Source organism: Salinivibrio sharmensis (assembly GCF_001995985.1).
Taxonomy (GTDB): Bacteria; Pseudomonadota; Gammaproteobacteria; order Enterobacterales; family Vibrionaceae; genus Salinivibrio; species Salinivibrio sharmensis.
Genome location: NZ_MUFC01000020.1, coordinates 13,541 through 35,881 on the forward strand (window position 1 = coordinate 13,541; position 22,341 = coordinate 35,881).

At 51.4% G+C, this 22,341-nt stretch carries 17 protein-coding genes and 4 tRNA genes; 6 read left to right on the plus strand and 15 right to left on the minus strand.

Annotated features, from left to right (window positions below; genetic code table 11):
- Nucleotides 1-88 precede the first annotated feature (88 nt).
- The 9 genes from hflC to BZG74_RS13820 form a co-directional block, all read right to left on the minus strand.
- Entirely contained in the window at nucleotides 89-979 is an 891-nt protein-coding gene (gene hflC, locus BZG74_RS13780) for a protease modulator HflC (protein ID WP_046074378.1), read from the minus strand.
- Nucleotides 980-981: 2 nt separating this feature from the next.
- Nucleotides 982-2,142 (minus strand): FtsH protease activity modulator HflK, encoded by a 1,161-nt coding sequence (gene hflK / locus BZG74_RS13785; protein ID WP_077773126.1) that lies wholly within the window; start codon nucleotides 2,140-2,142, stop codon nucleotides 982-984.
- A gap of 49 nt (nucleotides 2,143-2,191) precedes the next feature.
- A complete protein-coding gene (gene hflX, locus BZG74_RS13790) occupies nucleotides 2,192-3,484 on the minus strand; it encodes a ribosome rescue GTPase HflX (RefSeq protein ID WP_077773127.1) in 1,293 nt (430 codons plus the stop codon).
- A gap of 28 nt (nucleotides 3,485-3,512) precedes the next feature.
- Nucleotides 3,513-3,791, minus strand: coding sequence for an RNA chaperone Hfq (gene hfq, locus BZG74_RS13795; protein ID WP_046074381.1), 279 nt, complete (start codon nucleotides 3,789-3,791; stop codon nucleotides 3,513-3,515).
- Between the two features lie 77 nt (nucleotides 3,792-3,868).
- Nucleotides 3,869-4,810, minus strand: coding sequence for a tRNA (adenosine(37)-N6)-dimethylallyltransferase MiaA (gene miaA / locus BZG74_RS13800; RefSeq protein WP_077773128.1), 942 nt, complete (start codon nucleotides 4,808-4,810; stop codon nucleotides 3,869-3,871).
- Entirely contained in the window at nucleotides 4,803-6,818 is a 2,016-nt protein-coding gene (gene mutL / locus BZG74_RS13805; protein WP_077773129.1) for a DNA mismatch repair endonuclease MutL, read from the minus strand. Before mutL ends, miaA begins: the two co-directional genes overlap by 8 nt.
- A gap of 1 nt (nucleotide 6,819) precedes the next feature.
- Nucleotides 6,820-8,508: a LysM peptidoglycan-binding domain-containing protein gene (locus BZG74_RS13810; RefSeq protein WP_077773130.1), complete on the minus strand. Its 1,689-nt coding sequence runs from the start codon at nucleotides 8,506-8,508 to the stop codon at nucleotides 6,820-6,822.
- A 1-nt stretch (nucleotide 8,509) separates the two neighbouring features.
- On the minus strand, nucleotides 8,510-8,980 hold the full coding sequence (tsaE, locus tag BZG74_RS13815) for a tRNA (adenosine(37)-N6)-threonylcarbamoyltransferase complex ATPase subunit type 1 TsaE (protein WP_077773131.1): 471 nt from the start codon (nucleotides 8,978-8,980) through the stop codon (nucleotides 8,510-8,512).
- A 68-nt stretch (nucleotides 8,981-9,048) separates the two neighbouring features.
- A complete protein-coding gene (locus BZG74_RS13820) occupies nucleotides 9,049-10,521 on the minus strand; it encodes a bifunctional ADP-dependent NAD(P)H-hydrate dehydratase/NAD(P)H-hydrate epimerase (RefSeq protein ID WP_077773132.1) in 1,473 nt (490 codons plus the stop codon).
- A gap of 80 nt (nucleotides 10,522-10,601) precedes the next feature.
- On the opposite strand from BZG74_RS13820, the gene queG reads away from it, so the two are divergent.
- Nucleotides 10,602-11,729 carry a tRNA epoxyqueuosine(34) reductase QueG gene (gene queG, locus BZG74_RS13825; protein WP_158020664.1) on the plus strand — a complete coding sequence of 376 codons (1,128 nt, stop codon included), beginning with the start codon at nucleotides 10,602-10,604 and terminating at the stop codon, nucleotides 11,727-11,729.
- A 471-nt stretch (nucleotides 11,730-12,200) separates the two neighbouring features.
- On the opposite strand, the gene BZG74_RS13830 is transcribed toward queG, so the two are convergent.
- The 5 genes from BZG74_RS13830 to orn all read right to left on the minus strand — a co-directional run bounded on the left by BZG74_RS13830 (nucleotide 12,201) and on the right by orn (nucleotide 13,266).
- Nucleotides 12,201-12,276 (minus strand) — tRNA-Gly (locus BZG74_RS13830).
- Between the two features lie 18 nt (nucleotides 12,277-12,294).
- Nucleotides 12,295-12,370 (minus strand) — tRNA-Gly (locus tag BZG74_RS13835).
- Between the two features lie 28 nt (nucleotides 12,371-12,398).
- Nucleotides 12,399-12,474: transfer RNA gene (locus BZG74_RS13840), tRNA-Gly, on the minus strand.
- A gap of 38 nt (nucleotides 12,475-12,512) precedes the next feature.
- Nucleotides 12,513-12,588 (minus strand) — tRNA-Gly (locus BZG74_RS13845).
- A gap of 132 nt (nucleotides 12,589-12,720) precedes the next feature.
- Complete coding sequence (gene orn, locus BZG74_RS13850; protein WP_077773134.1) at nucleotides 12,721-13,266, minus strand: oligoribonuclease; 546 nt, start codon at nucleotides 13,264-13,266, stop codon at nucleotides 12,721-12,723.
- A 79-nt stretch (nucleotides 13,267-13,345) separates the two neighbouring features.
- Between orn and rsgA the strand changes: the two genes are divergently transcribed.
- The 5 genes from rsgA (at nucleotide 13,346) to BZG74_RS13875 (ending at nucleotide 21,153) form a co-directional block, all read left to right on the plus strand.
- The gene (rsgA, locus tag BZG74_RS13855; RefSeq protein ID WP_077773135.1) at nucleotides 13,346-14,398 is read left to right on the plus strand and encodes a small ribosomal subunit biogenesis GTPase RsgA; all 1,053 of its coding nucleotides are present in this window, start codon (nucleotides 13,346-13,348) and stop codon (nucleotides 14,396-14,398) included.
- A gap of 96 nt (nucleotides 14,399-14,494) precedes the next feature.
- Nucleotides 14,495-15,358: an archaetidylserine decarboxylase gene (gene asd / locus BZG74_RS13860; protein WP_077773136.1), complete on the plus strand. Its 864-nt coding sequence runs from the start codon at nucleotides 14,495-14,497 to the stop codon at nucleotides 15,356-15,358.
- A 203-nt stretch (nucleotides 15,359-15,561) separates the two neighbouring features.
- Nucleotides 15,562-16,968, plus strand: a complete 1,407-nt coding sequence (locus BZG74_RS13865) for an SLC13 family permease (RefSeq protein ID WP_077773137.1) — start codon at nucleotides 15,562-15,564, stop codon at nucleotides 16,966-16,968.
- Between the two features lie 239 nt (nucleotides 16,969-17,207).
- On the plus strand, nucleotides 17,208-19,094 hold the full coding sequence (locus BZG74_RS13870) for a methyl-accepting chemotaxis protein (RefSeq protein WP_077773138.1): 1,887 nt from the start codon (nucleotides 17,208-17,210) through the stop codon (nucleotides 19,092-19,094).
- Nucleotides 19,095-19,275: 181 nt separating this feature from the next.
- Complete coding sequence (locus BZG74_RS13875; protein ID WP_077773139.1) at nucleotides 19,276-21,153, plus strand: methyl-accepting chemotaxis protein; 1,878 nt, start codon at nucleotides 19,276-19,278, stop codon at nucleotides 21,151-21,153.
- 49 nt (nucleotides 21,154-21,202) lie between these two features.
- Here BZG74_RS13875 and epmA read toward each other — a convergent pair whose 3' ends face one another.
- Nucleotides 21,203-22,180, minus strand: a complete 978-nt coding sequence (epmA, locus tag BZG74_RS13880) for an elongation factor P--(R)-beta-lysine ligase (RefSeq protein WP_077773140.1) — start codon at nucleotides 22,178-22,180, stop codon at nucleotides 21,203-21,205.
- Between the last annotated feature and the right edge of the window lie 161 nt (nucleotides 22,181-22,341).

Consider the following 22,341-nt stretch of genomic DNA (forward strand, 5'->3'; position numbering starts at 1 on the left):
ACCTCCAGCTACATAAACATGGCGTTGCGAGATAAAAAAAGACAAGGCCTTGGCCTTGTCTTTCAAACGAGATAGCTCACTTAACGATTTACTTTTCTATCGCTTCAGGTTGCTTCATGTATTTGAAGAAATCACTCTTCGGATCCACAACTAGCATATCACTCTTACTGTTAAAGCTCTTGCGATACGCTTGTAGCGAGCGAACAAAGCTATAAAACTCAGGCTCTTTCTTGAAAGCACTGGCAAACAGCTTCGCCACTTCCGCGTCAGCTTCACCTCGGGTGATCCTGGCTTGACGCTCTGCCTTAGACAGAATCGTCGCCACTTCGAGCTCAGCTTGTGCACGAATGATTTCCGCTTGCTCGCGACCCTGAGCACGATGGCGGCGGGCTACGGCCTCACGCTCAGCACGCATACGGGCATAAATCGACTCACTGATTTCGCTCGGCAAGTTGATACGCTTGATACGTAAATCAATTAACTCAATCCCCAAATCACGCGAGCCCTCGCTGGCCGCACGCTCAAGGACACTTTTCATCACTTGATCACGCTTTTCAGACACAATCTCTTTGATGGTCTTGTTACCAATTTCGGCACGCAGACCATCGGCGACTCGACGTTGCAACAGAGATTCAGCCGTCAGTTTATTACCGCCCCCCGTGGACAGATAATACTGGCCAAAGTCTTTAATACGCCATTTGACGTACGAGTCGATAATAACGTCTTTTTTCTCAGCGGTAACAAAGCGGTCAGCGCGGTCATCCATAGTTTGAATACGCGCATCCAGCGTCTTAACGCGATCGAACAATGGCAGTTTGAAGTGCAGACCGGGCTGATAGATTTTCGCCACGTCGTTGTCCGCTTTAAGCACGCGGCCAAAACGAATAACAATGCTACGCTCACCTTCACTCACCACGAAGATCGACATCAAAAAGACCACTGCCGCTAGGACGACAACTGGGATCATCATCTTACGCATGCTTAGTATCTCCCTTCTCGTGATGAACCAGAACGCGGCGCAGACTCTTGCTGTTTAGGCTGAGCGCTTTGCTCAAGCTCAATACCATATTGGCTGCTCGACGTTTCTTTACGCTGGTTAGCGCCAACGGCTGCGCCTCCCATTAGCTTATCCAGTGGGAGATACATCAGGTTGCTGTTGCCGCTTTGCGAGTCCACCATCACCTTACTGGTGTTGCTGTACACTTCTTCCATGGTCTGAATATATAGCCGGTTGCGCGTCACACGGGGGGCATCACGATACTCAGGCAACAGTTTCTCAAATTGAGACACTTCACCCTCTGCTTCGTTAACGGTACGCTCTTTGTAACCCAATGCCGCTTTTTTCAGCGTTTCAGCACGACCCGTTGCTTTCGGCAACACATCATTACGATACGCTTCGGCTTCACGGATAAAGCGTGCTTCATCTTCTCGCGCTGCAATCGCATCATCAAAGGCGTCTTTTACTTGCTCTGGTGGACGCGCATATTGGAAGTTGACGTCAACCACCAGCAAGCCCATATCATATTTATCGATGATTTCGTTCAGCTCGACCTGGGTGCGCTCACGCACTTCTTGACGACCACGGGTGATGATGTCATCCATCAACGAATCACCGACCACCGCACGCAGTGCTGAGTCGGTTGCTTGACGCAAGCTGTCATCCGCGTTGGTCACGCTATAAAGATACTGCTGTGGATCCATCACGCGGTACTGAACGTCCATCTCTACATTGACGACGTTTTCATCTTTGGTCAGCATCAGGCCAGAGCTGTTGAGCGAACGAATCGACTCTACATCCACCGTGCTTACCGTATCCACAAAGGTTGGCTTCCAGTTTAGGCCCGGTTGAACGATACGATCATACTGACCAAACCGCAGAACCACACCACGCTGAGCTTCCCCGATGGTGTAAAACCCGGAAATACCCCAAACGATGATACCCACCAGCGCGAGAACGCCTAGCCCTGCCATACCACCGCCGAACGATGGTCCTTTGCCTTTACGGCCACCTAAGCCACCCAATTTGCGGCTTAGTTTGTTAAACAATTCATCAAGATCCGGTGGCCCTTGATTACGGCCTCCACGATTCCCCCAGGGGTCTTTGTCGGGACCGCCATTGTTTCCTGGCTCATTCCACGCCATTCGCGCACTCCATCAAATTGATCTGACGATAATTTTTTACTCTAGCAGCCTAATCACTGACGATAAAGTCGCCGAGCTGGTTGCCTTCTCTTTTTTCTAGTCGATACCAGTCTGTTTGTGGCAGCCTGACATCAACTAACAGATGCCCATCATCTTGATATTCTTCACTGATAACACATCGCATCTGGTGAAATTTACTTTGCATTCGACCCGCCATGCTGGGTGGCAATCGCAATTGATGCCGCACCATGGTGCCAGATAAACGCTCAGTAAGGGCTTCAAATATGAGCGCGATACCTTGACCAGACAACGCTGACACCCAGACTGCTTTCGGAACGCCCTCTTCGTCCCGTTCAATACGAGGCTCAGCCTGATCCAGACTATCTATCTTGTTCATAATGATAAGATGAGGCACATCTGCCGCATCGATTTCATCTAACACACTGTTTACCGCTTCAATGTTTTCACCAAAGCGTTCATCACTGGCATCGACCACGTGTAGTAGCAAGCTCGCTTCTTGCGTTTCTTGAAGCGTTGCTTTAAATGCCGCGACCAAGTCATGCGGTAAGTGACGAATAAAGCCGACGGTATCCGCCAATATCGCGGTACCCACGTCGTCCACTTCAATACGGCGCAATGTCGGATCCAAGGTGGCAAACAGCTGATCGGCCGAATATACCCCCGCTTCGGTGATCCGATTAAACAAGGTTGATTTGCCCGCATTGGTATATCCCACCAATGACACAGTCGGTACTTCCGCCCGTGCCCGAGCGCGCCGCCCTTGCTCTCGCTGTTTCGCCACTTTATCCAGTCGCTTCAAAATCGCTTTTACCCGATCACGGACTAAGCGACGGTCTGTTTCCAACTGTGTTTCACCCGGGCCACGCAAGCCAATCCCGCCTTTTTGACGCTCAAGGTGAGTCCAGCCTCGCACCAGCCGGGTAGATAAGTGGCGTAACTGCGCCAGCTCAACTTGCAACTTACCCTCATGGGTACGCGCACGCTGGGCAAAAATATCGAGGATCAATCCGGTTCGGTCTAACACTCGGCATTTAAATCGCTGCTCTAGGTTGCGCTCTTGGGCCGCGGATAAAGTGTGATTAAAAATCACAATGTCCGCGCCGACTTGTTGCACAGTATCTGCTATTTCTTGGGCTTTTCCCTCTCCAACAAAATATTTGGGATGAGGGGACTGACGGCTGCCGACAACAACTTGCAAGGCATCGACACCCGAGGATGACACCAGCATTTGAAATTCGCTGAGATCATCCCACTCGCCATCATGGGTAAAGTTTATATGAACGAGTACAGCCTGTTCACCGGCCTCGTAACGGTCAAACAAGCGATAGACTCCTTAGCAATAGAATGCTTTATTCCTCAGGTTTTTCTTGCTGACGTTCGCCCTGTGGACGCTCACCAGCCCCTTGATTATTGTTGTGGTGGCTCACAGCACGTGCCGGCACAACGGTTGAAATCGCGTGCTTGTACACCATTTGATTAACCGTATTTTTTAGCAGGATCACGAACTGATCAAACGATTCGATTTGGCCTTGCAACTTAATACCATTTACTAGGTAAATGGAAACAGGAATGCGCTCACGACGTAACGCGTTCAGGAATGGGTCTTGTAATGATTGCCCCTTAGCCATTATTTCTTTTCCTTATTTGTTTGTAATTGTAGTCAATTGTCGCGGTTAAGCAGCGTCCTTGTCAGTGACAGTATACATCAAGTTTCCGCCCCTGCCGTCAACGCTTTTGTCACCGTTTGTAAAGACAGCGACGGCGTGTCGCTATCAAGCCAAGTCACATTATCCCAGCCTCTTAGCCAGGTTATTTGACGCTTGGCTAACTGGCGCGTCGCGCAAATCCCACGGTAAACGGCTTCATCATGGGTGCAACGTCCGGCCAAATAGTCCCACATCTGGCGATACCCAACGCAACGGATCGAAGGAAGATCTGGGTGCAGATCGCCTCGTTCGTATAACACGCGTACCTCCTTTTCAAACCCCGCGTCGATCATTTTATCGAAACGAAGCTCGATGCGGCGATGCAATTCGCCTCGATCCTGAGGCGCTATTGCAAATTGGTGTACCTGATACGGCAAAGGTTCACCTTTTTTTTCTGTCAATGCTGTTAGGGTCTGGCCACTGATCCGATAGACTTCTAACGCCCGCGTAATTCGCTGAGGATCGTTAGGGTGGATCCGCGCCCCCGACACGGGATCGACCTCACACAACTGAGCATGTAATGCTTCCCACCCATGCTGTTGTGCCTCGTTCTCTAGCGCGTCACGAATGTCAGGATCCGCACTCGGCAACGGTGATAGTCCTTCTAGCAATGCTTTAAAATACAACATGGTGCCTCCCGCCAACAGTGGGATCTTGCCATCCGCGACGATCCGCGCCATTTCTGTGAGCGCATCGTCACGAAAGTCTGCCGCCGAGTAGGCTTGAGACGGATCGCGTATATCGATTAAACGATGTGGTGCTTGCGCTAATTCCTCCGCTGTCGGCTTGGCAGTCCCAATATCCATCCCACGATAAATCAGTGCCGAATCAACACTAATGATTTCCACCGGCAAAGTCTGGCGTATTGCAATGGCCAAATCCGTTTTCCCGGATGCAGTCGGCCCCATCAAAAAAATCGCTTTAGGCAGCGGGTTAGTCATGCTGTAATGCTTCTATCACTGAGGTCAGGTCGAGGCGTTTAAAGTAGCGCTGACGGCCCTTTTCTAACGCATCCCCCTGCCAATATTGTTCAATGTCCGATACGGTTTGTACCGCTTGCGCAAGGCTGACTGGATCCGATGCTACTGTCAACTGCTTTGCCAGCCAACTGCACATACTCGCGCTGTGATCCGTGTGGGATTGGTCGGGGTCTAACCGCCCCAAAAAATCCAGCAGAGCGGGGATAAATGCTTGCAAGTTATGTTGGCGTAGTGGCTGGCACACCGACATCACCATTAATTGTTGCCCTTTAGGGCGAATATGCAGCCCAAACTGACCAAGTAACGCCTGATACAGAGTTACCCGTTGGCACTCCTCTGCAGAGGCAGATAACCGCTGTGGGATCAATAACGGTTGCGTGATGAGCCCTTCATCCAGAGCGGGTTGCAACGCACCTAGATGGCGCCAGCATTCTAGCTGGTGATGATCGGCCAACCATAATCCCTCGCCCCACAACATCAGCACATAGTGCTGCTCAACCACTGTAAGCACCTTGCCTAATCCAGACTGGCCACTGCCTGCCGTTGTTGAGGCGCTATCAAGCGTTGCTGGGACGCTGTCAAAATGTGACAACGTCGTCGAGCGCTTTTGCATAGCATCACTAAGGTCAGTGCCTGTATCAGATTGGGGCGTCATCAATGCTTGATACGCTTGCGTTGCTTGCTTTGAAGGAGAGCTTGAGGGCGCAGCCGGTCTTCCTGCCCACTCTGAACCGTGAGAGGGGCCACCACCGCGTGAGCCGCCACTGGCGTCGCGCTTATACGATGCCGTATCTCGCGACGAGGTCGTCAGTGGTGAACCGCCGCCTTCGCGTTTACCCGGGTAATCAGGAAACGCGTCTACGGCTTGTTGGTATGGATTAGGTTTGGCGGTCGCAGAGGCTCGCGGCTGATAGGTTACCGCTTCTCTTATCTCTCCCGTGTCAGGATCCACGCCGTTTTCGGCTGACAATGCCGCTTGTTGTAAACCGTCATAAATAGCTTGATAGATAAAATCATGGACCAAGCGCGCCTGATGAAAACGGACTTCATGTTTAGCGGGGTGCACATTAACATCCACTTGATGCGGATCGACATCGATATATAGTACGAAAGCGGCGTACTGATCCCGTGCAAGGCTTTGTTCATACCCTTGACGAATGGCGTGGTTAATCAGCTTGTCTTTCATCATGCGCTGATTGACAAAACAATGCTGCATATCGTTTTGCTGCCGTGCGCCTTCCGGTGTGCAGATCCAGCCGCTCAACACCATATCGTGATGGTGCAGGTCAATCCGCAACGCATGATCAACAAATTTTTGCCCACAAATTGCCTTAACACGGCGTAACGGGTCACCATTTTCTGGCACACGTCGATATTGGCGTACTTGCGTACCGTTGTGGCGCAGATTGATGGAAATATCAAACCGGCTCAATGCAATGCGGCGCAGTAGCTCATCAATGTGGCCAAACTCGGTTTTGTCGGTGCGTAAAAATTTTCGCCGCGCTGGGGTGTTAAAGAACAAATCCACCACTTCCACAGTGCAACCCACAGGGTGCGCGGCAGGCTTCACATTCACCGCCATCTCTCGGCCTTCGGCAAACGCCGACCACGCCTCTTGCTGGTCAGCGGGACGCGAGGTGATGGTAAGACGAGATACCGAACTCACACTGGCCAGCGCTTCGCCTCGAAATCCCAAGCTCATGATCGCTTCAAGATCATCAAGGCTATGGATCTTAGACGTGGCATGCCGACTGAGGGCAAGCTGCAGATCGGCTTTGCTGATCCCACACCCGTTATCGCGCACGCGGATCAGTTTGCTGCCCCCTTTTTCAATATCCACGTCAATGCGGGTCGCCCCCGCATCAATGCTGTTTTCTACCAGCTCCTTGACCACCGAGGCAGGACGCTCAACCACCTCACCTGCTGCAATCTGGTTAGCAAGGCGCGCGGGTAAAATCTCAATCGCCATATTAGCTTCCTGGGATGATCAGCGTTTGTCCGACCGCCAGCGTATCAGAGCGTAATTCATTGGCGCGACGAAGACTCTCAATCGTCACCCCGTAATTGCTGGCAATTTTGCCAAGGTATTCACCGCGTTTGACTTTGTGCTTAACCGCTGGCGATGTCGCGCCTGGCACTTTCAGCTTTTGTCCCACCCAAAGCGTGTCTGACTTCAAGTTATTTGCGCGGCGCAATGTAGCCACTGAGACTTGGTAGTGCTCGGCAATTTTGCCGAGAAACTCCCCTCGACTGACGGTATGAGTGAGCGTGCGTGTTGCGGCTGTGGCGTCTGTTTTTCCTGCCAGCTTCGCCACATCAACGTTGGGGATCGACAGAATTTGCCCTACCCGCAAGGTATTTGAGGTCAGCCCGTTGGCCGATTTGATCGCCGAAACAGAGCTTTTATATTTTTTGGCGATCACCGACAGTGACTGGCCGGCGCTGACTTTATGTTTTACGCCGTTTTTCCGCGCGGCAAATAGAGTACCGTCTGGCGGGAAACGCTCAAAGTAATTGCGAATGCCATGATAGACCGCATCTGCGAGCCGACGCTGGTGATCGCGCTGAAACAGCAAACGTTCTTCTTGCGGATTAGAGATAAAACCAACTTCGACCAGCAAAGACGGAATATCGGGTGATTTTAACACCGCCAAACTGGCGTGTTCTGGGCTCGACTTGTGTAATTTGGTGACTTTGCCGAGCTCCTTTAATACCCGTTTCGCGACATTAAAGCCTTCTTTTTGCGAGTTACTAAACTGCAAATCCAACACCGCACGACTTAGATACTCGTCTTCATTATTCTGTGCCAGCAAAGAGCCACCACCTAATAAATTGGATTGCTCTTCGTGTTTCTCAATCCAACGACCAATCTCACTATTCGCTCGGCGACGAGAGAGTACCCAGACTGACGCGCCACGAGGCTGTGGTTTGTGGAAGCCATCCGCGTGTACCGAGACCAATAAATGGGCTTTGTGTTTACGTGCAATTTCAGACCGACGGTTCAAATCGACAAAATAATCGCCCGTTCGGGTTAAGACCGCGCGCATTCCCGGCACAGCGTTGATCCGTGCCGCCGTTTTCTTGGCAATTGAGAGCGTGACGTACTTTTCAAATTTACGGCTAGGGCCCACTGCGCCCGGGTCATTGCCGCCGTGCCCCGCATCGATTGCCACCACAATATCTTCAGTGCCAAAGGGCAATGCGGCCACCGTTTCACGACGCTTCTTTTCGGCAACAGATAATTCGGGCTTGTTTTTATCCACTTTCTTTGGGTGGGGCAAGTCGACTACCAGACGATGACCGTACTCACCACCGGGCGCGAGTGAGAAGATATGCGGCTTGGCACCGTCTTTTAATTCAAAGACTAGCCGGTAGGTCGATGCCTCTGGCGGGCTACTTTTACGAATCTTACTCAGAATATCGCTGCCTTTGACCGGCTTAGGTAAGCGCGTCGCCAGCTGGCTTTGCTTTAAATCAACCACCAGCCGATCGGGGCGTGACAGAGAGAAATAGCTAAAACTGGGTTTATCTTCGAGATCAACCACCACCCGGGTCTCATTGGGGGCGGGCCATACTCGAATATTTTCAATCTTATTGGCCCAACTTGTTGCACTCAACAAACTGGCGATCATTAAGGTGCAAAGCCGCTGCCACATCATGCTAGTCTTCCCATTCTAGGCGGTCGATAATTGCAGCGCCAACACGAGTGTTCGCGTCAATAACCAGCGCTCGTTGCTCACCCTCATAGCGCAGAGTAATGTCCAAGTCAGCGCGAGGTAACCAGCCCTGGCCTTTTTCCGGCCACTCAATCAAACAAAGCGCTTGTTCATTAAAATAATCACGGATCCCCATAAACTCCAGCTCTTCTGGATCGCCCAGTCGGTAAAGATCAAAGTGATAAACCTGCCAAGGCGTTAACTGGTAAGGCTCTACGAGCGTATAGGTGGGGCTTTTCACATTTCCGGTATGCCCCATCGCTTGCACAAAGCCCCGGCAGAACGTGGTTTTACCGGCACCAAGATCACCATGTAAATAACAGGTTGTACTTTGCGTACATGCCCGGGCGAGTGCGGCCCCAAAGGCCACAGTACGCTCCGCGTCAGTCAGTTGGGTGATAAAAGTCTGGGTCATACTACAACGGGATCTCATCTTTATTTGGGTATTTGTCGCACCTGAGCGGCCTTTGCCATCCCAGTACGTTAATCAACTAGTTGTTGCAAGTAGGGGAATAGATCGCTGGCTAATAATCCCCGCTCCCCTGCATGCGCCGCGTGATCTCCGGCTTTGCCATGAAGATAGCACCCCAATGCTGCCGCAGGGAATAGTCCTAAACCTTGCGCAAGAAGGCTGCCTATCACGCCGGATAGTACATCTCCCATTCCCCCAGACGCCATACCAGGGTTGCCCACATTAGCAACAGCATAATTTGTGCCATCATATACGATTGTCCCCGCACCTTTAAGTACGGCAACACCACCATAACGCGTGTGTATCGCTTTGACGGCAGCAAAACGATCAAGTTCCACATCTTTGGTGTCACAACCGAGTAGTCGTGCGGCCTCACCAGGATGAGGCGTTAGGATCCAATCATCGCGATGCTGCGGCTGTCGGGCTAACTTATTGAGGCCGTCGGCATCAATCACCTTGGGACTTCGGGCATTCACGGCTATGTTCCAAAGCGCGTCGGACCATGCACTTTGCCCCAACCCTGGGCCAATTACCAAGTGGGTTGCCCACTCGAGCGTGTCACTGAGAGATTGGCCCGGCGCCCAGCCTTGTGTCATCAGCTCCGGCTGGCGGGTGACCATCATCAACGTGTGCGCAGGTTGAGTCACGACTTTAACAAGCCCTGCCCCCGTTCGCAGCGCCGCTTGCGCCGACAAGGTCACCGCGCCCGCCATACCTTGATCGCCGCCTAAGCACAGCACGCGCCCAAACTGGCCTTTGTGTGCGCTACGCGCACGCGTCGGTAAATGCTGTTCAATCCAATCGTCGCGGACAAGGTAGCCAGCGGGGGTGCATTGACGCGCGAACGCCGTAGCTACGTTAAGCCCCGCAAACACTAATTCACCGCGATAAGCGACGGCTTGTCCCGTCAGCAGACCTTGTTTAAGCGCTATCAAGGTGACGGTCATATCGGCATCAATGGCCACGCCTTTCACGCAGCCACTATTGGCACACAGTCCGGAGGGAATATCCACCGCGACCACAGGCACCGATGATTGGTTAATGGTGTTAATTGCGTGAGCAAAGTCTCCCTCTACCTTGCGTGATAACCCGGTGCCTAAGATTGCATCAACAATCACATCAAACTGGCTTATGACGGGTGGGTGTTCAATATAGTCACCGCCACAGTCTTGCCACTCTTGCCAAGCGGTCGCCGCATCACCCTTCAGTTTGCTTGGTGCTACTAGCGACCACACGGTGACACTTAACCCTGCAGATTTAGCCAACCGGGCGATAACATAGCCATCACCCGCGTTATTGCCAGCGCCACATACAATTAGCAGCCTCGCAGCATTAGGGTAGTACTGGTTGATGCTATCAAACACCGACTGACCCGCTCTTAACATTAATTGATACATGGGGATAGACAACGCTTGGGCAACAGCTTGCTCGCCTTCACGAACTTGCTCTGCGCGATAGAAACTCTGTGGTAAACTTGTCGCCATTAAGTGCCTCCATTGATTGTTCTGCACCACCCAAGGCCTCAGGATCTACCGCTATGTCGCAACCCAAGTCCGATGCATCCATTGATTTCGATCACCTCGCCCAACGTATCAAGCAATGGGGGCAAGCGCTAGGCTTCCAGCAGGTGGGGATCACGGATGTTGATCTCAAGCAACATGAAGCGCAATTGCAACGTTGGCTCGATAACGGCTATCACGGTGAGATGGAGTGGATGGCTCGCCATGGCATGATGCGCGCTCGTCCCGATGAGTTGGTGCCAGGTACGGTACGCGTCATCAGTGTGCGGATGAACTACTTGCCCCCCAATGCAGGCTTTGCACACACGCTGGCTCATCCAGAACTTGGGTACATTAGCCGTTACTCTTTAGGACGGGACTACCATAAACTGATCCGCAACCGCTTAAAAAAGCTTGGGCAGCAAATTGAACAAGCGGTCGGCCCCTATGGTTACCGCCCTTTCGTCGACTCCGCGCCAGTCCTTGAGCGTCCTTTAGCGGAAAAAGCCGGGTTAGGGTGGACCGGCAAACACTCACTGATCCTCAATGATGAAACCGGATCCTGGTTCTTTCTCGGTGAGTTATTGGTGGATCTTCCTTTACCCGTTGACACCCCCGTCGAGAATCAGTGCGGGAAATGCGTGGCCTGCATGACCAGTTGTCCAACCCAAGCGATCGTCGCTGACGGCGTGGTCGACGCACGTCGCTGCATTTCCTATCTCACCATCGAATATGATGGGGTGATCCCACTAGAGTTTCGTCATGCCATTGGCAACCGCATCTACGGCTGCGACGACTGCCAGCTAGTTTGCCCGTTTAACCGAGAGGCCGAACTGACCTTAGAGGCCGACTTTCACTGTCGCCCCAGCCTTGACCAGCAGCCGCTCACCACACTTTTCAACTGGGATGAGGACACCTTTTTATCGCTAACCCAAGGCTCAGCAGTACGCCGGATAGGGATAAAAAAATGGCGACGCAACCTCGCCATTGCCATGGGTAACGCCCCATTCAATCAAGACATTATTGATAGCCTCAAGGCGCGGCTCGGGGAGGACGAGCTGGTTGACGAACATATTCACTGGGCGCTCAGCGAGCAAGAGAAAAAACGACAGCGTATTGATGTTAAAACACTACCTACAGGAACACGCCGCCTTGTTCGTATTATCGAAAAAGGCCTGCCGCGTGATGCGTAACGGGGAAGGTAACATGCGGAAAGATGATGCTATTCACATAATGTGGAAAACTGCCACGCAATGCGCATTTATGGTGCACTTTTTGATAGTTAAACACATTGGTGGTGCATTAAGCGAGCAAGATCACGCAAGTGGATAACTCGGTGGAAAAGCATTAGCTAACCTGCAAGAAAAATTATTATTTTCCTTTTATTACAGTGATATATAGATTTTAGGTGTTTATTACGCATGTGCAACATGAATACCGTGCCTGATGACAGGGTAACCAACACCATACACGGAAACGAATTCATCAACTAGGTTATCCACAAATCGAAATCTGTGGATAAGTCTGTGCAGTATTGGTAAAAACCGCGCTACCATGCCGCTTCCAGAGAAAGCGAGTACAAGTGAATTAGCGTAAGAAATGATGCTTCACAGCATTAAAGACAGCGCTATATTAAACGCCACACTGGTGGTTAACCAAGTGATTGGAGCGACACACGGGGTTCGAACCCGTGACCTCAACCTTGGCAAGGTTGCGCTCTACCAGCTGAGCTAGTGTCGCTTATTCCGAATTGTTGTTTGGAGCGACATACGAGGTTCGAACTCGTGACCTCAACCTTGGCAAGGTTGCGCTCTACCAGCTGAGCTAATGTCGCATATCGATGCGTTAAAACCGATTGTATTTGGAGCGACACACGGGGTTCGAACCCGTGACCTCAACCTTGGCAAGGTTGCGCTCTACCAGCTGAGCTAGTGTCGCACTGATCCACCAGATCATAGTCTGATCGACCATTAATTTGGAGCGACATACGAGGTTCGAACTCGTGACCTCAACCTTGGCAAGGTTGCGCTCTACCAGCTGAGCTAATGTCGCTTTCAAAAGACGTTTCACGTCGTTAGGGCTGCGAATTATACGAAGAAAAAACCGGGTTGCAAGTGCTGGTAAGCAATTTTTTGGTTTTTTCTTTTAATCGCTCAAAAGAGCATCAGATCGATGACTGACCCATCAGATCGTTAAGATCCTCTCGCGATAGAAGTGTAATTCTGCAATTGATTCTCGGATGTCGTCAAGCGCTAAATGGGTTCCCTGTTTAGAGAAATCATTCAACACCTCTGGTTGCCATCGACGTACCAGCTCTTTTAACGTACTCACATCGACGGTGCGATAATGAAAATAGCGCTCGAGTTCTGGCATATGGCGATACAGGAAGCGACGATCTTGCCCCACGCTATTACCGCAGATCGGTGACGCACCCGCTGGTACCCACTGCGACAAGAACGTAATGGTTTGCTCAATCGCGGCCTTTTCATCAATGTCACTTTGTTGTACGCGCGCCACTAAGCCAGACTGGCTATGTGTACGCGTGCACCAATCATCCATTTTGTCGAGCTCACTTTGCGGTTGGTGCACTGCCAATACAGGCCCCTCCGCCAGAATATTCAACTGTGCGTCCGTCACAACGGTCGCGATCTCAATGATCTTATGGGTATCCGGATCCAGCCCTGTCATTTCCAGATCAATCCAGATTAAATTGTTTTCACTGAACGCCATTGAACTTGCCTTTTTTATCGATAAACCATGTATCATACTGTGCTTGATATGACAGCCAACTTAACCGATAAGAGTCAACGTGGCAAAAAAGAAAAAGCTAACCAAGGGGCAACTGCGACGGGTCAGATCCAACCAGCAGCGCCGGATCAAAGATAAAGATAACGATCTTCAGTGGGAAGATGCAGCGCTGGAGTCTGCGCGTGAAGGGCGTGTTATCACCCGTTTTGGCCAGCACGCCGATATCGAAGACCCGGATACAGGAAAAGTGCATAGGTGCAACCTACGCCGCTCTGTCCATAGTTTAGTCACCGGCGACCGAGTGGTCTGGCGCCCCGGTAAAGAGACACTTGATGGGTTTGCTGGGGTGGTAGAAGCCGTCCGTGAGCGTGATTCTGTGCTCACTCGCCCCGATTATTACGATGGGGTCAAGCCAGTGGCTGCGAACATTGATCAAGTCGTGATCGTGGCCGCTATTTTACCCGAGCTGTCGCTCAACATTATCGACCGTTATCTGATTGCCTGTGAGGCTCTAGATATCGCGCCGCTGATTGTTGTCAATAAAGTCGACTTATTGGACGAAGAAGGTCGGGAGATGGTCGATGAACTACTCGATATCTATCGAGAAATAGGTTATTCCGTGGTGATGGTCAGCGCAGACTCGGGCGAAGGTATGTCGGCGCTCGTCCAACACCTCGACCAACATGTCAGCGTCTTTGTCGGCCAATCCGGTGTCGGTAAATCGAGCTTGGTCAATACCCTACTCCCTGACGTCCACGCCCAAACCTACCAGGTATCGGAAAATTCAGGGCTCGGCCAACATACGACCACCGCTGCACGTTTGTACCATTTTGATCAAGGTGGCGACCTGATTGACTCCCCTGGCGTGCGTGAATTTGGCTTATGGCATTTAGAACCGGAACAAATTGCCCATGGCTTTGTCGAATTTCGTGACTATTTAGGTGGGTGTAAGTTCCGTGATTGCAAACATGGTGATGATCCCGGTTGCCTACTGCGACAAGCGGTCGAAGATGGACATATTAGTGTCGAGCGCTTTGATAGCTACCACCGTATCATTGAGAGCATGAAAGAAGCCAAAGACAACCGTCAGTTCTCTCGCAATAAGCAACACTGAGCGGCTGTCACTTCGCCCACAGATTCGCTACACTGCGCGCCAGTAAAGGTGCGCATCACCTGCATCATCAACACAATAACTGGTTAGGACTACACTGTGCGAGACGATTTGAAAGTCGGCCTACAATATCTTACGCCGAAACACGCGTTAACCCGATTAATGGGCAAGCTTGCGAGCTTAAAAGGTGGCTGGTTAACCACTGCTGTGATCAAATGGTTTATCAAGCAATATCACGTCGATATGAGCGAAGCGAAAGTCAGCGATCCGAGTTACTATCGCACCTTTAACGACTTTTTCGTCCGCGAGCTGAAGCCTGCACTTCGTCCTATCGAAGGCGATCACGACACACTTGTCTTTCCCGCAGATGCCTGTGTCAGCCAAGCTGGCGCCATCGATCAAGGCCGCTTGATTCAAGCGAAAGGCCATAGCTTCTCACTGACTGAATTGATCGGTGGCGATGACACCTTAGCAGCAAAATTTGATCAGGGGGAATTCGCCACCTTGTACCTTTCCCCTCGCGACTATCACCGCGTCCACATGCCGTGTGACGGGGTGTTGCGAGAGATGATTTATATTCCTGGCGACTTGTTTTCAGTGAATCCATTGACGGCAGAAAACGTGCCTAATCTCTTTGCACGTAACGAGCGTGTCGTGTGCGTTTTCGATACGGAATTTGGTCCCATGGCGCAAATATTAGTCGGCGCCACCATTGTCGGCAGTATCGAAACCACGTGGGCAGGGACGGTTACCCCACCCACTGGCGGCAGTATTCGTCGCTGGCAATACCCAAGCGAAGGGGACCAAGCGATTCACTTTGCTCAAGGTGACGAAATGGGTCGGTTTAAGCTTGGGTCTACCGTGATTAACCTGTTCCCTATAGGAGCGGTACACTTTGATGATTGCGTTTGCCCTGGAGAAACCACACGGCTCGGGCAAGCTTACGCGCATCGCCAGCGCTAACCCACCGCACCTATCCAAAGTAGAAAATGTGAAATAAGGGGCATTTATGCCCCTTTTTTGTGTCGAAACTCGGAGATTTTTCCCGTTAATCGTCGATGCAGCACCGTATGATAAGGATATTCCATTACTGATAACCAGGCGCACGCGAGTCTTCGCGTCTCAAGCAGAACGCGCTCGCCCACCGATGACGAAGGAGCGTATTTGTGATTAATGCTCATTTTATCAAATTACTGGTCGCCCTCGGCTTACCGCTCGTATTATTACTGATACCCACCGATTGGTTGCCCATTGCTAACCTCACCATTGTTCAACACCGGTTATTGGCGATCTTTTTGATGGCAGCCTTGCTATGGGTCCTTGAGCCTGTGCCTGTTTTTTCTACGTCTTTACTGATTATCACACTGCAATTGGTGATGATTTCGGATAAAGGCTTGCACTGGTTTCGCGGCGAAACCGCGCATCACCCCCGGGGCGAATTAATCCCCTATACCGATATTTTAAGTGCGTTTTCATCCCCCATTATTATTCTGTTTATGGGAGGATTTTCACTGGCCATCGCCGCGTCAAAATATGAACTGGATATCAACTTAGCACGTGTATTGCTGAAACCCTTTGGTCAGCACCCTAAATTTATCATGCTCGGTCTGATGTTAATTACCGCGGTATTCTCGATGTTTATGTCCAATACTGCCACCACGGTGATGATGCTGGCGCTATTAACGCCAATTATCGCAGTGCTGCCAAAGGGGGATCCTCTTATCAAGGCGCTCGTGCTTTGCATTCCCGTGGCCGCCAATACCGGTGGCATTGCCACCCCAATAGGAACGCCCCCAAACGCCATTGCCTTACAGTATCTAACGGGAGAGTATAAAGTCTCTTTTTTGGGCTGGATGCAGATGGGTCTGCCTTTCGTGATCGTTCAGCTCACCTTCGCCTGGTGGCTATTACAACGTCTCTTTCGTAGCCAACAGACCCAAGTCAATCTCGCTTTAGAGGGACGCTTTCTACAAAGCTGGCAAGCCTACACTGTCTATATCACCTTCGCCCTCACGATTGTGCTCTGGCTCACCACCAGTTTGCATGGCATGAACACCTACGTGGTTGCAGTGATACCACTGGCGATTTTTACCCTCACCGGCATTATTGGTAAGCCGGAGCTTAAACAAATCAACTGGGATGTCTTATGGCTGGTCGCTGGCGGGATTGCAATGGGGATCGCGCTCGATCAAACAGGGCTTGCCGCGGCGCTCGCACATGCGGTCGATTACAACTTGCTTACCGCCATGACGGTGCTGGTTACCTTGTCGATTATCTGCTGGCTGATGGCGAACTTTATGTCCAACACAGCCACCGCCAACCTCTTAATGCCGATAGCCGCAGCCATCGCGACCTCCATGCCCGCACTGGCAAGCATTGGCGGTATGCAGGGGCTATTAATTGTGGTCGCCTTTTCCGCTTCCTTGGGGATGATTCTACCCGTTTCGACACCGCCCAATTCATTGGCGTATTCAACCGGCTTTATCAACAGTCAAGATTTGGTAAAGGTCGGGGTTATTTTAGGGGTCAGTGGTTTAGGTTTGGTTTACAGTGCTGTCGTTTTACTCACATGACAATCGTTTAACGATTGAGACACAAAACGATAGATTCGCCCCAGAACGAGAAAATTGATATTTTTCATCGGTTAAAAATGGGATAACACCAAAGATGTGAGTAAGACAGCCAACTGAGCTTTGAGGATAAACCCACTTTTTGCAAAATTCTTTATCCCTCATTGACTCAAGCTTTCTACAATTAAGCAGATACTCAATAAGAAAGTATCATCAAAACGTGGTAGTACGAGGGATCTTTAATGAAATTCACCATCAAGACCAAAATATTGCTTGCTGTTGCTTTGGTCGTTGCCTTAGTCAGTGCAGTACAGGCATGGTTTTCCGTTAACCAATTGGAACAAGAGACGCAGCAAAACGTTACCGAACAAATGCGCGATGTCGGTCTTTCCACCAGCAATTTTATCGAAGAGTGGCTAGATATCCGCAGTGACATGTTAGTCGCCAATGTGCCATTGATTGCGACCCAGCCCAATGTTGATCGAGAACTCTTATTGACCAAACGCCAAGGTGACTTTCTCACCGTTTACGCCGGCTTTGCCGATGGCTCTGTTGCTTATGGTGACAAAACGGAGAGCTGGCCGGCCAATTACGACCCACGGACTCGGCCTTGGTACAAACAGGCCAACGCCGCCAATGAGCTGATTATCACGCCACCTTATGTCGATGCCAATGGCGCTGGGATGGTGATCAGTTTTGCCAAATCGTTCAATCAACGCTATGAGGGCGTCATTGCTGCAGACCTCTCCGTTGACGCCATTGTGCAAGAAGTGCTCAACGTGCGTTTGCCCAACCAAGGCTTTGCCTTTTTGGTGGACGGGAATAACAATGTCGTCGCTTATCGGGATACCGCGCTCAGTACCAAAGCGCTCACCGAGGTTGACGATGAGCTCACCCCCGCTTTTATCCAAAAGGCACGTAACAGTGACGCACTCGCGAGCATTACCTTTGACGGTGACGGAAGAGAAAAGCTGCTCGCGGTGACGCCCGTTGAAGGCGCTGACTGGAGCCTTGGCGTGGTACAAGACAAAAAGTTGGCGTTTGCGTCTGTCTCAGAGCAGATTGTGTCCACCTTGGTCACGTCAGTGATTCTCTTTGTGATCATTGCATTGATTGCCGGCGCCCTTATCCACCGGATGTTGGCGCCACTGACCCAACTGACACAGGCTGTGAGCTCACTTTCAAAAGGCAGTGGGGATCTGACTCAGCGCCTTGATATTGTCCGTAAAGATGAAATCGGTGAGTTAGCCGGGCACGTCAATGCGTTCCTTGAGCAGTTACAAGCGATGATAGGCCGCAGCGTCACTCAGAGTGTGACCTTGTCTGATAGGGCCGACCAATGTCGCAACCTTGCTCACCAGTCCAGTAGTTTGGTGGGTCAGCAGCAAGGCGATGTGGATCAAATTGCCACCGCCATCCATGAGATGTCGACCACGGCCAACGAAGTGGCCAGTAACGCCGAACAAACCGCTCGCTCCGCCCAAGAGGCAGAGGGATCATGCCGTGACGGCCTAGAGGTCGTGGAAAGTAACCGTGATGCCATTACCCAACTGGCAGAACAGGTGGAACAAGCCACAGATGTAATCCGTGAACTGGATACCAACTCACAAAGCATCAACCAAATTATCTCCACCATTCAAGATATCGCGGAGCAGACTAACCTCCTTGCACTTAACGCTGCGATAGAGGCGGCGCGTGCCGGTGAACAAGGGCGCGGCTTTGCCGTGGTCGCCGACGAAGTCCGTGTGCTGAGTCAGCGTACTCATGACTCTACGGAAGAGATCCGTAACATGATTGAAACGCTGCAAAATACCACTCAACGCGCAGTAGATGGCATGACCCAAAGCAACGAGATGGCCACCTCAAGTGTCGAGCGCGCGGCCTCAGCGAGCGACAAGCTCAACGAAATCACCCGTGCAATTGGCGACATTTCTGAGATGGCCGCGCAAATTGCCAGCGCGGCTGAAGAACAACGTGCGGTGACCGAGGATATCAACCGTAATACCCAAGCGGTACGTGACCTATCGTTAGAGATCCACCAAAAATCCAATGAAACGGGCGAGCAAGGTGAGCAAATGGCGCAAGATGCGCAAGAAATGCACAACGACCTCTCCAAGTTCAAAGTATAACCTGAGCCACTGCAGTCTGCCTGCCTGGGTAGGCAGACTGTCACTGGCAGAAAGATCACAGATTCATCCTTCTTTTCGCGCTTTGCTGCTGTTGTAACCGCATTTTGTCTTATCGATCCAACTTTAGTGCAAACGTTGCGTATACACTTGTGACACTTTTCAAGCAGATGGAAATGTGTCTATGCCCAAGCCAACCATTAAGCTAAAAATCATTGTGGCGATTGCCTTTATCGTGGCCTTGGTCAGTGCGGTACTTGCCAGCATTTCTGTGCGTCAACTCCAAAGCGAGACGACCAGCAGTATTACCAAGCAAATGCATGATGTCGGGGATGCTACCGTTCAGTTTATCGATAGCTGGCTCAGCACTCGCGCCGATATGCTATTGGCAAACGAATCACTGATCGCCAATCAGGCCAATGTCGATCGCGAGCTTTTGGTGACCAAGCGAGCCGGGCATTTCCTCTCCGTGTATGCCGGCTTTGAAGATGGCCGTATCGCCTACGGTGATAAAAACGAAGATTGGCCTGCCGACTATGACCCGCGTACTCGCCCTTGGTATCAAAGCGCCAGTGACGCCAATGGCTTAATCATTACCGAACCCTATCAAGATTTCGACGGCAGTTTGGTGGTCAGTCTCGCCAAGGCCTTCAATGGCCAATATCAAGGCGTGCTGGCTGCCGATGTCACCGTCACCGATATTGTCGAGCAAGTGTTAAATTTAAAACTCAGTAATGGCTTTGCCTTTCTCGTCGATGGTGACAACCGCTTAGTGGCGTATCGCGACACAGATCTCAGTCGCCAACCCCTCACTGAGCTGGATGAAGAGCTCACCCCGACATTTATGGCCAATGCAAGCGCACAACGCCAACTCACCACCTTTGAGCTCAATGGCAAAGAAAAGCTACTCGCGGCTATCGAAGTGCCCAATACCGATTGGACCTTGGGTATCGTTGAAGACAAGACGCAAGCCTATGCCTCAGTATCAGAGCAAATTACCTTTGTGGTGATTGCCTCAGTGATTTTGTTTATCGTGATTGCCTTTGTCGCCGGCGCGTTAATCAAACAACTGCTAAAGCCATTAGGCGAGCTGACAGGCGCAGTGCGCACCCTATCAGCAGGTGAAGGGGATCTGACGCAAAGGATCAACATCGCCCGCCAAGATGAAATTGGCGAATTGGCTGAATACGTCAATGCCTTCCTCGCTCAGCTCCAGCAGATGGTGGGTAAAGCGGTTAGTCAGAGCATGACGTTGTCAGAAAGCGCGGAAGAGTGCCGAACCCACGCCCTGCAATCCAGTCAGCTGGTTGATAAGCAGCAAAATGACGTTGACCAAATAGCGACGGCTATCCACGAAATGTCGACCACGGCCAACGAGGTCGCCAGTCACGCCGAAGATACGGCCTCATCGGCGCAACAAGCGGAGCAGTCATGCCAAGAAGGGTTGAGCGTGGTCGGCGATAACCGCAATGCCATCACCCAACTCGCCGAGCAAGTAGAACGCGCGACCAATGTAATCCGTGAACTGGATGAAAATGCACAGAGCATTAACCAAATCATCGCGACCATTCAAGGGGTGGCCGAGCAAACCAACTTGCTTGCCCTAAACGCGGCGATTGAAGCAGCCCGGGCTGGCGATCAAGGGCGCGGGTTTGCAGTGGTTGCCGATGAAGTGCGCGTGCTGAGCCAGCGTACCCATGACTCCACCGAAGAAATTCGCAACATGATTGAGACGCTGCAGCACACCACGCAGCGTGCGGTCGATGATATGACCCAAAGTAACGAAATGGCGACATCGAGTGTGGATCGCGCCGAAGCGGCCAGTGAGCGCCTCAACCAAATCACCAGCGCTATTGGTACGATTTCAGAAATGGCGATTCAAATTGCCAGTGCTGCAGAGGAGCAGCGCGCAGTGACTGACGACATCAACCGTAATACTCAAGCGGTAAAAGATCTGTCCTATGAAATCCACCAGCAAGCCAGTGCCACCGGCGATCAAGGTGAGAGCATGGCGCAAGCCGCGCGGGATATGCATCAAGACTTATCCAAGTTTAAAGTCTAGGTGAATGCCCTTTCAGACGCCGCCGCAAGGCGGCGTTTTTATTACGGCGCTACGCGCGTGAGACAGGAAACGCGGTCACCGCATCAATGTGATCACAACCGAGCGCGAGCATCACAAGGCGATCGATCCCTAATGCCACACCCGCGCAATCAGGTAAGCCACTTTCCAGCGCGGCCAGTAAGTACTCATCGATAGGTTGTGGCGATAAACCGCGCGCGACTCGTGCGATATTATCCGCCTCAAACCGCTGGCGCTGCTCGTTGGCGTCTTGCAGTTCATAAAAACCATTGGCCAGCTCAATGCCTTGGTAATACACCTCAAACCGATGCGCAACACGCGAGTCTACTTCACTGATTTTTGCCAGCGCAGCTTGCGATGAGGGAAAGTCATAAATAAAGGCGGGCGCCTGCTGGCCAATATTCGGCTCCACCATCACGGAGAAAAGCAACTGCAGCAAGGTATCTTTGTCAGTTTCATCCTGAGTGATGTCTGCCAATCCCTGCGAAGCAGCCAGTGCACGCAGCTCAATAATATCTGCGGTTAATGGGCATAGTCCGGTGAACGACTCAAAGGCCGTTTGATAACTCATCCGTGTCGCACCTTGGCACCTAAGTACTGCTTGTAACAACCCATCCATTTCATCCATCAAGTCATGGTGGGTATAGCCAGGTTGATACCACTCCAACATCGTAAATTCAGGGTTGTGGTAGCGCCCCGCTTCTTCATTTCGGAACGCTTTGCTAATCTGATAAATAGCGCCACTTCCAGCGGCCAATAACCGCTTCATATGGAACTCTGGACTGGTCATGAGGTGCAAGGTGACACCGTCAGCAAAACCCGGTCCAACCAAAGACGTTTTGAAGCTATGCAGGTGCACATCGGTGACCGCTGCCTGGCTCAGTACAGGGGTATCCACTTCCCATACCTGACGATCAGCAAAAAATTGACGGATACGGGCAATGATCGCGGCGCGTTTTTTCAATTGTGACAAGCCTGCGGTTGGCTGCCACTGATTCCTCTCACTCATACGTTTACCCTTGCACTCTCTGATGGCGTCAGTCTATCGCTGCCGCCTGGAATGACAAGTGCTCATCACTGATGTCACACAACAACTATGTGTCACACGACGCATTTTCTTGGTGAGTATTTCTCATTTTTACAAGAGAGGCAGGCACTTAACGACTAACA